Below are 13,180 nucleotides of genomic sequence, written 5' to 3' on the forward strand. Positions count from 1 at the left end.
AGCGCCGCCCCCTTACAAGTCAAATGATTTATGGAGCCCTTCCGGGCCGTCTTCCCGCAGCCGCTCCAGCAGCAGCGCCAGCGGCTCCGTAAGCCCCAGCCGTCGGGCCGTCTCCGCCGCCGCGCGCAAAGCGCCCTCGTCCGCGCCGCTCAGGGGCAGGAACCATGCAAGGCCCCGGCTGTCCCGCTCTTCCAAAAGCCACGCCAGTACGTCCCCCGTCCGGCTCTTCAAATACGTCAGGTAGCGCTCGCCTGATTGTTCCGTCAGCTCTCGGGGCGCGCGCAGCCGGTGCCATGCAAGGCGCAGGGCGCAGTTTGGGTCGTGCTCTTTCTCCAAAAGGCCGGGAAACAACCGGTCATACTCCTGAAGGGACAGCGCCCGGTCCCGAAACACATGGCGATAGGGATAGCCCGAGCCGTAAAGGTGAAAATCAAAGTGGTGGGCCGGAGCGTTTTCCTCCAATACCTCCCGGTACTCCGGGAAAATCAGCCGGGCGGTTCCCCCGTCGGGATAGTCAACGCTTACGTCCAGCTCTGTGGCCAGTTCGCCTGTAATATAGGAAAGGCTCTCCGCCCCGCCGTCCCGCGCCCGGATAAAAAAGCGGCGCAGATCGCCGCAGTTCATAAACACGCCGCTGCCCCAATCGTTCACCGGCTCGGCAAGGTGCAGTTCCCTCAGGGCAGAGCAGTTGTAAAACGCGTAATCCCCCACCCGCCGCAGCGTGGGTGGAAGAGTCACAGTCTGGATGCCCCGTGGTTTGTCCCCCGGCGCTCCCCCTCCGCAGTCAATGCGCAGAGGTTCCCCCTCCGGCGCGGGGCGATTGGGAGAAAACGCATGGTGGCCCAGTTCCGTCACCGGAAGGCCCCGGACCCGCTCCGGCAGGAAAACATGCTGTTCCCCTGAGGCCACAGCCGTCACTTCCGCCCCATCGGGTGCGGGCTTCCACCAGAGCGTCACCGCGCTCTGTCCCGTCTCCGTCTCCATGCCCTCGCCCCCTTTATATCCCATTCCGGTGCTCCTGAGGGAGCAAAGCGCCGCCGGGATATCCGCAATCAAGCAGACAACCGCCTGCAACGCGGACATTGTACCATAGTTTCCGCCGGTTTTACAGTGTTTTCCTCTCTGATTCTCCGGTGCGGCAAAAATTGCTTGATCATTCCGAAATTTTCTCCTTGACATTTTCCCTCAACTGTATATACTGTATATGAACAGTATGCGAGGTGATTACAGCTTGGAAATTTTATTGAGCAATTCCTCCAGTGCACCCATCTACGAGCAGATTGCCGCCCAGATTCGGGATCAGATTGTGGCGGGGTCGCTGGAGCAGGGGGCCGCGCTGCCCTCCATCCGGGCGCTGGCAAAGGACCTGCGCATCTCCGTCATCACCACCAAGCGAGCCTATGACGAACTGGAAGCGGAGGGCTTTGTTTACACGGTGGCAGGCAAGGGCTGCTTTGTGGCGGAGCAGAACACGGAGCTGATCCGGGAAAACCGCCTGCGGGAAATCGAGGGCCATTTGCAGGCCGCCGCCGACCTTGCCGGAAGCTGCCGTATCACGGACGGAGAGCTTGTTGCGATGCTGCGGATTATTTTAGAGGGGGAATGAACCATGGATGCGATTGAAATAAAGAATGTGAGCAAGCGCTTGGGCGACTTTGCCATACAGGATTTGAGCCTTGTGCTGCCTCAGGGGTCTATCTGCGGGCTGGTGGGAGAAAACGGAGCGGGAAAGACCACCGCCATTCGCCTGATTATGGACGCACTGCGGCCCGACAGCGGCGAAATCCGCGTGCTCGGCGTGGATAACCGCGGCCCGGAATTTCAACGAGTGAAGGAAGACGTGGGCATCGTGCTGGACGAGTCTCATTTTCCCGAAACGCTGAACGCCCGACAGGTGGGCCTGATTATGGCGGACACCTATCGGCGCTGGGACGCTGCGGCTTACGACGAGTTTTTAAAGCGCTTCGGCCTGCCGCTAAAAAAGGCATTTAAGGACTACTCCCGGGGCATGACCATGAAGCTTGGCATCGCCGTGGCTCTGAGCCACAGCCCAAAGCTTTTGATTCTGGACGAGGCCACCAGCGGGCTGGATCCCATTGTCCGGGACGAAATTCTGGAGATTTTTTCCGAGTTTACCCGAGATGAAACCCGCTCCATTCTTATCTCCTCCCACATCGTCAGCGATCTTGAAAAGCTGTGCGATTACATTGCGTTTCTCCACAGGGGCCGTCTGCGGTTCTGCATGGAAAAGGACGCCCTGCGGGATGAATACGGCATTGTTTCCTGCAACAAAGCGCGTCTTTCCGAACTGCCCCAAGGGGCGGTGCTGGGCGCAGAAGAATCGCCTTACGGCGTGCGGGCGCTGGTAAAGCGGAAGCTGGTCCCCGCCTCGCTGCCGGTGGAGCGGCCCAGTCTTGAGGATATCATTTTGTTTCTGGTGAAGGGGGAAAAACAGGGATGAAGGCGCTTTTAAAAAAGGATATTTTTGTGCTTCTGCGACAAATGAAGATGTTTCTTCTGATGATTGCAATTTTTGCGGCAATTCCTCAAGGGAATATGACCGTCTTTGCAATTGTCTACTGCGGTATGCTGCCCTATACCGCCATGGCCTATGACGAGCGGAGCAAATGGGACGATTTGGCCGCCATGATGCCTTATAGCGCCAGTGACATGGTTATGAGCAAATATGTGCTGGGCTGGCTGGCAGTTGGCTGCGCCACGATTTTGAGCGCCCTGAGCAACTTCCTGCTGGGGCTGTTTGTCACAACGGACTTTTCCCCGTCCTCGCTACTGCCTTACATGTGCATGGGCTTTTTGATGATGGCCATAACGATGCCCCTTATGTTCCGGTTCGGCGTGGAAAAAGGAAGAACGTTTTTTATTCTTCTGATGGTGATCGTGGCCGTGGGCGGCGCGGGTCTGGTGGCCGGACTGGTTGATTCCAGCGAGAGCGGAGAGATTCCAGCGAGGTTGCTTGGCTTTGTTCAACTCGGCATTCCCCTGTTGTCCGCCGCGCTGACGGCAATTTCGATTCCCCTCTCCATGTCCATGTACAAAAAGCGCAGATACGGCTGAGAGGGCACAGCGCGACAGGATACTCTGCCGAGGCATCAAACGTCCGCAAAAAGAGAAGACATACGAAACACATGAAATACGTAGCATTGATCGACAGACAGCGGGAAATCGCTGTCTGCCGATTTTTTGTTGCAGCTTTCCCGAAACATGACGCTACGTTTCTCTTACGTCTCTTTCCGGAAAGTTTTATTAAATGTTACAAAAACAGACCTTGCTTTTCATGGATATTCATTCTTGACGCTTTTTCGACCCGGTGATAGTATAACGTATAAACATCCTACGTTGGATGAAATGAAGTGCAAGAAGAGGAAGGGAGTTATCATGAATAAAGAAGAACTCATCGATAAAGCGTATGAAGTTCGTAAAAACGTCCTGAGAATGGCGCATGTGGACAAGCGCGGTTTTATTTCTCAATCACTGGGGGCCGCGGACTTTTTGACGGTGCTGTATTCCCACACCATGCGGTTCCATGCCGACGATCCGAAGTGGGAAGGCCGGGACAGGTTTCTCCTCTCAGCCGGGCACAATGCCATTGCCGTATACGCCGCGATGGCGGAAGAGGGCTTTTTCCCCAAGGACTGGCTGGATACTTACGGTCTTGACAACAGCCGTCTCCCTATGTCCTGCATGCCTGCCTATACGCCCGGCATCGAAATTTCCGGCGGCTCCATCGGCCTTGGACTTCCCATTGCCGTGGGCATGGCGATGGGCCTGAAATTAAAGAAATCTGATGCAAAGGTCTATGTCATGATGGGCGACGGAGAGATGGCGGAAGGCCCCACCTGGGAGGCCGCCATGTCCGCCGGCGCTTATCAGCTTGACAACATTATCGGCATTGTGGACATCAACGGGATTCAGGCGGACGGCTTTACCAGCGCGGTGCTGGATACCGAGCCTCTGCATGAAAAATTCAGCGCGTTTAAGTTTGATGTGCAGCGGATTAACGGCAACAGCATTACGCAGGTGATGGAAGCCGTGGATAAGGCCAGAAATTCCACTGAGAAGAAGCCCCACATCATTCTCTGCGATACCGTTCCCGGCACGGGAGTTCCCTTCCTCATCGGCAATCAGAAGAGCCATTTTATCAGTCTAGACGCAGAGGGCTGGGAACGGGCATTCAGCGAATTGGAAAGGGGTAAGGACTAATGAGCAACGGTATCAAAAGTGTGATCAGCGACTCCAACGTCACAACAAATCATCCGACCATGGCAGAGCCCTTTGGCAATGCTTTGATTGAGCTGGCAAAGGAGAACGAGAGAATCATCGGCCTGAGCGCGGACCTCGCCAAGTATACGGACATCCATGTGTTCCGCGACGCCTTTCCCCAGCGGTTCTATAACGTCGGCATGTCCGAGCAGCTTTTGATGTGTGCTGCCGGAGGCTTGGCTAAGGAGGGGTTCATCCCCTTTGCCACTACATACGCCACGTTTATTGCCAGAAGATGCTATGACTTCATTTCTCAGGCAATTTGCGAGCACAACACCAATGTAAAGATTATCGGCGGCCTGCCCGGTCTTCAGTCGGGCTACGGTCCCAGCCATCAGGCCACAGACGATTTAGCCATCCTTGGCTCCATGCCCAATCTGACCATCATCGACCCCTGCGATGCGCTGGAAATGCAGCAAGCCACCAAAGCGGTTGCCGCTTTCAACGGCCCTGTTTATATGCGTTTACTGCGGGGAAACCGCGTGCCTGTCGTTCTGGACAAGTATGATTATCAGTTTGAAATCGGCAAGGCCAGGCTGCTGCGGGATGGCGCCGACGTGTTGATGATCTCCTGCGGCGAGATGACCATGCGCTGTCTGGACGCGGCGGAGGCTCTTGAAGAAGACAATGTCCACGCGGCGGTTCTGCATGTTCCCACCATTAAGCCCTTGGACAGAGAAACCATTCTGGCGGAGGTGAAGAAATCCGGCCGTCTGGTGGTTACCGCCGAAAACCACAGCATTGTGGGCGGCTTGGGCAGTCTGGTCGCCAATCTGCTGGTGGACGAACAGGTATCCGCCGTTTTGAAGAAGATTGCCCTGCCCGACCGGTATCTGGCGGCAGGTACGCTTGAAACCTTGCAGGATACCTACGGAGTTTCCACCAAAGCGGTGATCTCGCAGGTGAAATCGTATCTGAACTAAGGAGGAGCGCACTTTGAAAGGAACGATGTGCGGCCTTGTCAAGGAGAGTGCGGCGCCGGGAAAGTTTGTTTATCATACCGACCTGCCCATTCCCCAAATTGACGACGATGAGGTGCTGATCAAGATTCACTGCACCGCCGTGTGCGGTACAGATTTGCACATTATGGATTGGGACAAATGGTCTCAGGCGCGGATTAAGCCTCCGCTGATTCCTGGCCATGAGATGGCGGGTGATATTGTCGAGGTGGGCAAAAATGTTCGTGACCGTAAGGTGGGCGACCGGGTTTCCTGCGAAACCCACATCCCCTGCAATCACTGCTGGTTTTGCAAAAATGGGCTGCCCCATATCTGCAAGGATGTCAAGCTGTTCGGCGTGACGGAAAACGGCGCGTTTGCCGAATATTCCAAGATTCGGGCAGACAGCACCTTCCTGCTGGACGATGGCATCTCTTATGAGACTGCCTGTCTGTTCGAGCCCATGGGCGCGGGCGTGCATGGTGTTGAAAGCGCCGAGGTGTCGGGCAAAACTGTGCTTGTCAGCGGCTGCGGCCCCATTGGGCTGACGGCCATCAGCGCCAGCAAAACCTTTGGCGCAAAGCTGGTCATTGCCTGCGACTTGGTGGACGAGCGCTTGGAAACGGCCCGGGAGATGGGGGCCGACGTGGTTTTGAACAGTAGCAAGTGTAATCTGGCTGATGAAATCCACAAGCTGACCGACGGAATCGGCGTAGATGCCGCCATTGATATTACCGGCGCAGAGCCTGCCATCAGCGCCAGCCTGCGGTGTGTCCGCGCGGCGGGCAGGTTGGTGTGCGTGGGCCTTCCCACCAAAAATATCACGCTGGACCTCACCAATGACCTGATCTACCGGGAGGTGGCGATGACCGGTGTTTCCGGCAGAAAAATCTGGGATACCTGGGCCGACTTTGAAACCGTAATGAAGGGGCCATACTACAAACTGGATAAGGTCATCGGACGGCGTTTTGCGCTGAAGGAGTTTGACAAGGCGCTGGAGGCAATTCAAAGCGGCGTCCCCGGAAAAATGATGCTTTATCCCGGAAAGGAGCCGCTGGAAGTATGAAACACGCTGAAGGAACCATCAAAAAAGTACATGTACTGCGCATTGAGCCGGGCGAAGACGTTCTGCTATCCATTCAACAGTTCTGCGACGAGCACCATATCCTCAGCGGCATTATCCTTTCCGGCATCGGCAGTCTGGACGGCTGCACCTTCTTCGACCCGCAGGAGATGCCGGGTAAGCCGGGGCTCTACGGGTATGTAACCCCCATCAGCAAGCCCACCCCCATCGAGCTGGTGGGCCTGAACGGAATTGTCTGTGGCGAAGCTGACGGGAAAGCCGCGCCCCACATTCACGCCTGCTTTGCCGATGCCGAGGGCAACGAATACGGCGGGCATCTCAAAGAGGGAAACCGAGTGCTTGTAACGGTGGAACTGGCAATTGCCGAATTGTCCGGCCTTCGTATGTCCCGAAAGCTGGACCCCGTGAAGGCCGTTCCCGTGTTGTTTCCTGAGTCGGATCAATGATATACTAAGGCGATTTCCAAAACCACCGAATGCTATATACGTAAAGAGAGGGAAAAAACATGAAGAAGAAAATTTTAGCCGCTCTGCTGTGCGCGGCAATGAGCGCCTCCCTGCTGGCTGGCTGCGGAAGCAGCTCCGGCTCCGGCAATGGCTCCGGCAGCGCCGCTGCCGACGGACAGAGCTACACCATGAAAATGCACCTGAGTCTCGGTGAAACCGACCCCGTGTACAAGTCCGCGGAGGTCTTTGCAAAAACCGTTAATGAAAAGACCGACGGCGCCATCACTGTGGAGCTGTATCCCAGTTCTTCTCTGGGCAACACCGCAGACTGCCTCGAGGGCCTGAGCCTTGGTATCTGCAACATTGTCTATGAATCCATCGGCAATCTGGCGTCGATGTCCTCTCTCGCGAATGTGGAGGCCGCACCCTATCTGTACTCCGGCGTCGACCACTGGAAAGCGGTGTGGGAAGGCGAAATCGGTCAAGACATTCTGACGAAGCTGGGAGAAGACTGCGGAATGACCCTGATGGGCGCGGGCCTGCAGGGTGTGCGCGTAATGTGCAGCAACAAGCGCATCGAGACCCCTGCCGACGTGGCGGGCTTTAAGCTGCGCGTCCCCACGATTCCCATTTATCTCGACACCTGGCAGTGGCTGGGCGCTACCCCCACTCCTCTGGGCGGCAGCGAAGTCTTCACCGCAATTCAGCAGGGCACTGTCAACGGCGCGGAAAACGGCCTGACCAACATCGCCAGCCTAAGCTGGGATGAAAGCTGCGATTACATCATCGAAACCAACCACGTTTACAACACGGTTTCCTTCATCATGGACAAAAATTATTTCGCATCTCTTCCCGCCGAGTATCAGACCATCATTCAGGAGGCTTCCGTGGAAGCGGGCAAGTATTGCACCGATCTGGTGATGGACGCCACCGAGAGCGTTCGGCCCGAGGTGGTAGCCGCCGGCTGCGAGTTCATTAACACCGACGTGTCTCTCTGGCAGCAGGCTTTGGACGGCTTCCTGGAAGCGAAGTATCCCGATTTGGTCCCCTACGCGGACGCGATTAAAGCCGCCGATCCGGCCTGAGCCCGGAATTGCTAACAAAGTGGGGCTTAGCATTGCTAAGCCCCACTCGGAAAACGCTAACAGAGGAGTTGAAAATCTGTGTTGACACAATACACCCGTTTTCTGGACGGCGTCCAAAGGGTAATCAAGGTGCTGGAAATAATTTTGCTGGCGGCGATTACCCTGATTATGGTCTATCAGTGCATGATGCGATATATCTTCCAAAATGCACAGCCCTGGTGTGAAGAGCTGGCCCTTTATCTCAGCATTTACAGCATTTTTCTGGGGATTCCCATTGCTGTCCGGCGCGACAGCCACCTTCAGGTGGATTTTCTTCTCGCCTTTATGTCGAAAAAAATCCGGTATCTGATTTCTGCCATCAGTTCTGTGGCTGCAATTGTTTTTATGCTTGTTTTTTGTTATTACGGCCTCAGCCTGATTCAGCATGCCACCAGTGCATCCACCACGCTGCCGCTGAAAATGAAGGACATTTATTATTCCTTCCCCATTGGCGCTGTTCTGACAATTCTGTTTTCCGCGGAAATTGCCGTCACGAATTTTCTTAAATTTCTTGGCAAATTTCCTGCCGATTCCAAAAGGGAGGGCGTTTAAGCGATGAATGCTGGCGTTATTATTTTTGTTCTTCTGCTGGTTTTGGCCTTCGCCGGTCTGCCGATTTATCTTTCCATCGGCATTGCCACCATGGTGGCAATGCTCCACGCCGGGTTTCCGTTGGAAGCCGTGGCCCAGAAAACCTTCCTTGGCATGAACTCCGCCTCCCTGCTGTGTATTCCCTTGTTCATTCTGGCGGGCAACATTATGGCGCAGGGCATTACCCAAAAGCTGATTGCCGCCGCCAACGTTCCGCTTGGCAGAGTGCGGGGCAGTCTCGCGTCTGTCACCGTGGTGTCCTCCGCTCTGTTTGGCGCAATTTCCGGCTCAGCCGTGGCGACCGTGGCCGCAGTGGGCGGCATGACGGTGCCTGCCATGGAGGAGGCCGGATATGATAAGAACTATTCCGTTGCCTGCGCAAGCTGCTCTTCCCTGCTGGGCCCTATGATTCCGCCTTCCATTTCTCTGGTGGTATACGCCAGCCTGACAGAGACTTCCATTCAAAAGCTCTTCATGGCCACTGCCGCGCCCGCCGTACTCTGCATGGTGTGCTTTTTGGCATATACGCTGTATTACGGCTATAAAATGAAGCTGCCGATGCAGCCCAAAACCACCACCAAGGAAAAGCTCCGCATCCTGAGAGACAGTATCTGGGCCTTGTTGATGCCTGTCATCGTTTTGGGTCTGATTTTTGGCGGCATCTGCACGGTTTCCGAAGCCGCCGCCATCTCTGCGCTGTATTCCGCCATTGTGGGAATCTTCATCTATCGCACCATCAGCCTGAAAAACCTGATGGAGACACTCTACGAGACAACGATTTCCGTGGCTGCCATCATGATTTTGGTGGGCCTGTCCAAGGCATCCGCTTATGTGGTGATCTCCTCACAGCTTCCCCAGCTTTTCATGCAGACCATGACCTCTGTGGTGTCTTCCAAGTTTATGGTGCTGCTGATTATCAATGTAATCTTCCTGATTCTGGGATGCCTGATGGAGGGCAACTGCATCATCGTGATGATGGTCCCCCTGATGCTGAGCCTCGTAAACTCCTTCGGCATTGACCTGATTCAGTTCGGCATCCTGACCTGCATCAACATCTACATTGGCTGCATCACACCGCCGGTGGGCGTATCCCTGCTGGTGGGCGCAAAGATCGGCAATGTGACCTTGGGCGGCGCTTTCAAATCATGCCTGCCGTTCTTCATCATTTCTCTGGTCATCCTCTTGATGGTTACCTATATTCCGTTCTTCACGCTGTGGCTGCCGGGCTTTCTCGCCTGACGGGAAAAGGCGCGGTAACAATACTGTATCATGCAGGAGTGAGCCGTATGTCACGGTTCACTCTTTGCATATTTTTGGAAGGTGTGTTATAATGACAAGAATAGGATTTTTAGGCCTTGGGGTCATGGGCTACCATATGGCGCTGAATCTGGACCGGAAGATGGATCTTGAGGTGATCGGATACGACGTCGGCGAACAGCAAATGCAGCTGTACCGTGATGCAGGCGGCACTTTGGCCAACAATATTGAGGAGCTTTACAAGACCTGCGACGTAATCCTCCAGATGCTGCCTACCCATGCCATCATCCAGCACTCTGTGGAGGAAGCCATCCGGCTGGGAAAGCCGGGGCGTCTCATTGTGGATTTATCCTCTGCCTCGCCGGACATCATTCTGACGCTCTCGGAGAAGGCAACGGCCGCGGGGATGTTTCTGCTGGATTCCCCCGTCAGCGGCGGAAATACGATGGCAAAAGACGGAACGCTTTCCATCATGGTGGGCGGTGACCGCGCCGCTTTTGACCAAATAAAGCCCGTGCTGGACTGCATGGGTACCCCGGTGTACACCGGCGGCCCCGGCAGCGGAGACACCACAAAGCTGGTCAACAATATGGTGGGCGGGGCGATTCTGGTTGCCATTGCAGAGGGGTACGCCTTTGCCGCAAAAGCGGGCATCGATTTGCAGACCACCTTTGACGCGACCCGTGGCGGCTTTGCCGGAGGGCCCTTATACGATAACAAGGTGCCAAAGGTCCTTCATCGGGATTTTGAGCCGGGTGCCCGTATTGCCGTTCACCGCAAGGACATCCTCAACGCCAAGCACTATGCCCACAAAATGGGTGTGGACTTGCCCTTGACCGATGTAGTGCTGCAAGTGATGGATTGGATGAACGATAACGGTTACGTTAATGAAGATCAGGCGGCGCTTGTCCGTTACTATGAGGATAAGATGCAGGTAACTGTGGGGAAAACCGTGAAATGACTCTCGGCATTCCGCCATTGGTACTTAAATATGTAGCTTGCACAAAGAAACAAACCTTGAAATTGAGGAAGAGTCTGATGAGAGAAGTGACCGGCGAGTATCTTGCCCCTATCCAGGCGAAATCCGTGGTAGACCGGGTGGTTTCACGCTTAACCAGCGCCATTATGAGCGGAGAATTGAAGCCCGGAATGAAAATCCCAACAGAATCGGATTTGGGAAAATCTTTCGGTGTGGGCCGCAACACCGTGCGGGAGGCCGTCAGGACTTTGGTAGCCTACGGCATTCTGGAGGTCCGCAGAGCAGACGGCACTTATGTCTGCGACGGGTTCTCACCCAAGATTTTGAACCCGATGCTGTATGGGATTATCCTGCAAAAGGAGAGTGCCCATCACGAGCTTGTGGACCTTAGGAAACTCCTTGATAACGGAATATTGCAGCAGCTTTTTTACACAAAGCTGCGGCAGGAGACATGGGACCGTCTGGGTGCGATTCAGGACGATTTGGAGGAATACCTGTCGCTGGGGGAGAATGACATCGCTGTGATTGCCAAGAAGGATATTGCATTTCACCAGGAGCTGGCGGCCGCCACCGGAAATGTGGCCGTCATTACTCTTTATGACAGCATTGTCAAGATCACCGAGGATTTTCTATACAAAACCATCGAGACGATCTTGCAGCATGACGCGGTGGCCTATTTTTCGGAAAGTCACAGAAATATTATGGAAAAGCTCTCTGGAAATCGGCTGGACGAGCTTTACGAGCGTGTAGAGTGGAGCTACCAGTATTGGTATATGACCTTCAAGGAGGAAGACTCCTTAAACGGCGCCCCCCAGTAAGTGGGTGGAATTTCGCTTTAAGGCAGCAGCGCATAATTTGCGGCGATGGACTTAAATTTCATTGTACTAAGAAGCCCGGCGGGACGAAGTGCGTCCCGCCGGGCTGTTGGTTTATTCGGTCACCAAAAAGGTTTCGGCAATCACCGGCAGGCGGGCGCCAAAGCCCTCCGCCGCCTCGTCGGGATAGGCCATATACACCGTCCAGGCGCGAAAAACAACGTCTCCCGCCTCCGACTTCTGTTCATAAACAATGGCTTTCTGCTGGCTCTCCACCCAATTCCCGGCGGCTTCATCGGGGCAGACCGTCAGCGTCACCTCGGGATTATTCGCGGAGACCCACTGGTCCACGGCTCCCTTAGGCAGTTCTCCGGTGGTCTTCACCCAGCCTTCATCGGGAATGTAAATGGAGTAGCTCTCTCCCTCGTACAGCGTGGCGGGGACCTCCTCGGACTGGCCCTCCACCTCCATCATTAAAACTGTGTGGTCATCTCTGCCGGGCTGGGATGCCGGATCGCCCGGCGTCTCGGACGACTTAGCTCCCGAGGATACGGCGGCGGACGAGCCGGATGAGCCGGCGGCGGGCGGATTCTGTCCGCAGGCAGACAGGGCCAGCGCCAGACAAAGGGCGGCGGCAAGCAGCAGGTTTTTCTTCATGGATAGTTCCTCCTTATATTGGCCCCACAGGGACCTCTCGTTATTTTTTCCGTTGCGGTGCTTCGGAGCGGTTGCTTTCTTTATATTGACGGAAACCGTCCGCAAAAAGTTACAAAAGGGGAGCCGAAAGGCTCCCCTTTTTCTCAGTCTTTCCGCTTGCCCAGATAGGCTTCCTTCACCTTTTCGTTCACCAGCAGCTCCGCGCCGGTGCCGGAAAGGGTAATGTTGCCGGTTTCCAGCACATAGGCCAAATCCGCAATTTTCAGGGCCATATTGGCATTCTGCTCAATGAGCAGAATCGTGACGCCCTGACGGTTAATCTCCTGAATGATTTTGAAAATATCCTGCACCACCAGCGGAGCAAGTCCCAAAGAGGGTTCGTCCATCATCATCAGCTTGGGTCGGCTCATCAGCGCCCGTCCCACGGCCAGCATCTGCTGCTCGCCGCCGGACAAAGTCCCCGCCAACTGCCAGGATCGCTCCTGCAACCGGGGAAACAGCTCGTAAACCCAGCTCAAATCCTTTTCAATCTCTGCCTTATCCTTGCGCAGATACGCCCCAATTTTCAGGTTTTCCAGCACCGTTAGATCCGCAAAAACCCGCCGTCCCTCCGGGGACAGGGCAATGCCGCTGCTGATAATCTGGTCGATGCTCCGTCCCGTCAGCTCCGTATCGTTCCACCGGATGGAGCCGGAATCAGCCTTTACAAGGCCGGTGATGGTCCGCAGCGTGGTGGACTTTCCCGCGCCGTTGGCGCCGATCAGAGTGACGATTTTCCCGTCGGGAACCTCCATGGAAATGCCCCGCAGCGCCTGAATGCCGCCGTAGGACACCTTCAGATTGTCGATTTTAAGCATCTTCCGCCACCCCCAGATACGCGTCGATCACGCGCTGATCGTTCTGGATGCTCGCCGGGGTGCCCTTGGCAATCAGTCCGCCGAAGTCCAGCACGTAAATGCGGTCGGAAATATCCATGACCAAATCCATATGGTGCTCGATAAGGAACAC

At 55.3% G+C, this 13,180-nt stretch carries 15 protein-coding genes and 1 pseudogene; 12 read left to right on the forward strand and 4 right to left on the reverse strand.

What is annotated here, in order from left to right:
• Positions 1 to 12: 12 nt before the first annotated feature.
• On the reverse strand, positions 13 to 1,008 hold the full coding sequence (locus tag RTU96_RS02155; protein ID WP_312634697.1) for a leucine-rich repeat protein: 996 nt from the start codon (positions 1,006 to 1,008) through the stop codon (positions 13 to 15).
• Between the two features lie 223 nt (positions 1,009 to 1,231).
• Between RTU96_RS02155 and RTU96_RS02160 the strand changes: the two genes are divergently transcribed.
• The 12 genes from RTU96_RS02160 (at position 1,232) to RTU96_RS02215 (ending at position 11,518) form a co-directional block, all read left to right on the forward strand.
• Positions 1,232 to 1,606 (forward strand): GntR family transcriptional regulator, encoded by a 375-nt coding sequence (locus RTU96_RS02160; RefSeq protein WP_312634698.1) that lies wholly within the window; start codon positions 1,232 to 1,234, stop codon positions 1,604 to 1,606.
• Positions 1,607 to 1,609: 3 nt separating this feature from the next.
• On the forward strand, positions 1,610 to 2,461 hold the full coding sequence (locus RTU96_RS02165; protein ID WP_312634699.1) for an ABC transporter ATP-binding protein: 852 nt from the start codon (positions 1,610 to 1,612) through the stop codon (positions 2,459 to 2,461).
• Positions 2,458 to 3,075, forward strand: coding sequence for an ABC-2 transporter permease (locus RTU96_RS02170; protein ID WP_312634700.1), 618 nt, complete (start codon positions 2,458 to 2,460; stop codon positions 3,073 to 3,075). The genes RTU96_RS02165 and RTU96_RS02170 overlap by 4 nt, the downstream gene beginning before the upstream one ends.
• Before the next feature lie 321 nt (positions 3,076 to 3,396).
• The gene (locus RTU96_RS02175) at positions 3,397 to 4,221 is read left to right on the forward strand and encodes a transketolase (protein WP_312634701.1); all 825 of its coding nucleotides are present in this window, start codon (positions 3,397 to 3,399) and stop codon (positions 4,219 to 4,221) included.
• Positions 4,221 to 5,204 (forward strand): transketolase C-terminal domain-containing protein, encoded by a 984-nt coding sequence (locus RTU96_RS02180; RefSeq protein WP_312634702.1) that lies wholly within the window; start codon positions 4,221 to 4,223, stop codon positions 5,202 to 5,204. Before RTU96_RS02175 ends, RTU96_RS02180 begins: the two co-directional genes overlap by 1 nt.
• A gap of 13 nt (positions 5,205 to 5,217) precedes the next feature.
• Complete coding sequence (locus RTU96_RS02185; RefSeq protein ID WP_312634703.1) at positions 5,218 to 6,285, forward strand: zinc-binding dehydrogenase; 1,068 nt, start codon at positions 5,218 to 5,220, stop codon at positions 6,283 to 6,285.
• Entirely contained in the window at positions 6,282 to 6,749 is a 468-nt protein-coding gene (locus tag RTU96_RS02190; RefSeq protein WP_312634704.1) for a DNA-binding protein, read from the forward strand. The genes RTU96_RS02185 and RTU96_RS02190 overlap by 4 nt, the downstream gene beginning before the upstream one ends.
• 59 nt (positions 6,750 to 6,808) lie before the next feature.
• Positions 6,809 to 7,834: a TRAP transporter substrate-binding protein gene (locus RTU96_RS02195; protein WP_312634705.1), complete on the forward strand. Its 1,026-nt coding sequence runs from the start codon at positions 6,809 to 6,811 to the stop codon at positions 7,832 to 7,834.
• 78 nt (positions 7,835 to 7,912) lie between these two features.
• On the forward strand, positions 7,913 to 8,425 hold the full coding sequence (locus tag RTU96_RS02200; RefSeq protein WP_312634706.1) for a TRAP transporter small permease: 513 nt from the start codon (positions 7,913 to 7,915) through the stop codon (positions 8,423 to 8,425).
• Between the two features lie 3 nt (positions 8,426 to 8,428).
• On the forward strand, positions 8,429 to 9,703 hold the full coding sequence (locus RTU96_RS02205) for a TRAP transporter large permease (protein ID WP_312634707.1): 1,275 nt from the start codon (positions 8,429 to 8,431) through the stop codon (positions 9,701 to 9,703).
• Between the two features lie 91 nt (positions 9,704 to 9,794).
• Positions 9,795 to 10,682 carry an NAD(P)-binding domain-containing protein gene (locus RTU96_RS02210; RefSeq protein WP_312634708.1) on the forward strand — a complete coding sequence of 296 codons (888 nt, stop codon included), beginning with the start codon at positions 9,795 to 9,797 and terminating at the stop codon, positions 10,680 to 10,682.
• A 77-nt stretch (positions 10,683 to 10,759) separates the two neighbouring features.
• Positions 10,760 to 11,518 carry a GntR family transcriptional regulator gene (locus RTU96_RS02215; protein WP_312634710.1) on the forward strand — a complete coding sequence of 253 codons (759 nt, stop codon included), beginning with the start codon at positions 10,760 to 10,762 and terminating at the stop codon, positions 11,516 to 11,518.
• Between the two features lie 111 nt (positions 11,519 to 11,629).
• Here the strand turns inward: RTU96_RS02215 and RTU96_RS02220 are convergent, their stop codons facing one another.
• The 3 genes and pseudogenes from RTU96_RS02220 to RTU96_RS02230 all read right to left on the reverse strand — a co-directional run.
• The gene (locus RTU96_RS02220; protein WP_312634711.1) at positions 11,630 to 12,172 is read right to left on the reverse strand and encodes a hypothetical protein; all 543 of its coding nucleotides are present in this window, start codon (positions 12,170 to 12,172) and stop codon (positions 11,630 to 11,632) included.
• 143 nt (positions 12,173 to 12,315) lie between these two features.
• Positions 12,316 to 13,029, reverse strand: a complete 714-nt coding sequence (locus tag RTU96_RS02225; RefSeq protein WP_312634712.1) for an ABC transporter ATP-binding protein — start codon at positions 13,027 to 13,029, stop codon at positions 12,316 to 12,318.
• Positions 13,022 to 13,180: pseudogene (locus tag RTU96_RS02230) on the reverse strand (ABC transporter ATP-binding protein); the annotation flags it as partial. The gene RTU96_RS02225 and the pseudogene RTU96_RS02230, both read right to left, overlap by 8 nt.

The organism is Oscillibacter sp., from assembly GCF_032018205.1.
Lineage (GTDB): Bacteria > Bacillota > Clostridia > Oscillospirales > Oscillospiraceae > Oscillibacter.

Bases quoted from the DNA above. Each gene is read 5' to 3' on its own strand.
- RTU96_RS02155 (WP_312634697.1), bottom strand. From the start codon at position 1,008: ATGGGATATAAAGGGGGCGAGGGCATGGAGACGGAGACGGGACAGAGC.
- RTU96_RS02165 (WP_312634699.1), top strand. From the start codon at position 1,610: ATGGATGCGATTGAAATAAAGAATGTGAGCAAGCGCTTGGGCGACTTT.
- RTU96_RS02170 (WP_312634700.1), top strand. From the start codon at position 2,458: ATGAAGGCGCTTTTAAAAAAGGATATTTTTGTGCTTCTGCGACAAATG.
- RTU96_RS02175 (WP_312634701.1), top strand. From the start codon at position 3,397: ATGAATAAAGAAGAACTCATCGATAAAGCGTATGAAGTTCGTAAAAAC.
- RTU96_RS02180 (WP_312634702.1), top strand. From the start codon at position 4,221: ATGAGCAACGGTATCAAAAGTGTGATCAGCGACTCCAACGTCACAACA.
- RTU96_RS02190 (WP_312634704.1), top strand. From the start codon at position 6,282: ATGAAACACGCTGAAGGAACCATCAAAAAAGTACATGTACTGCGCATT.
- RTU96_RS02195 (WP_312634705.1), top strand. From the start codon at position 6,809: ATGAAGAAGAAAATTTTAGCCGCTCTGCTGTGCGCGGCAATGAGCGCC.
- RTU96_RS02205 (WP_312634707.1), top strand. From the start codon at position 8,429: ATGAATGCTGGCGTTATTATTTTTGTTCTTCTGCTGGTTTTGGCCTTC.
- RTU96_RS02210 (WP_312634708.1), top strand. From the start codon at position 9,795: ATGACAAGAATAGGATTTTTAGGCCTTGGGGTCATGGGCTACCATATG.
- RTU96_RS02215 (WP_312634710.1), top strand. From the start codon at position 10,760: ATGAGAGAAGTGACCGGCGAGTATCTTGCCCCTATCCAGGCGAAATCC.
- RTU96_RS02220 (WP_312634711.1), bottom strand. From the start codon at position 12,172: ATGAAGAAAAACCTGCTGCTTGCCGCCGCCCTTTGTCTGGCGCTGGCC.
- RTU96_RS02225 (WP_312634712.1), bottom strand. From the start codon at position 13,029: ATGCTTAAAATCGACAATCTGAAGGTGTCCTACGGCGGCATTCAGGCG.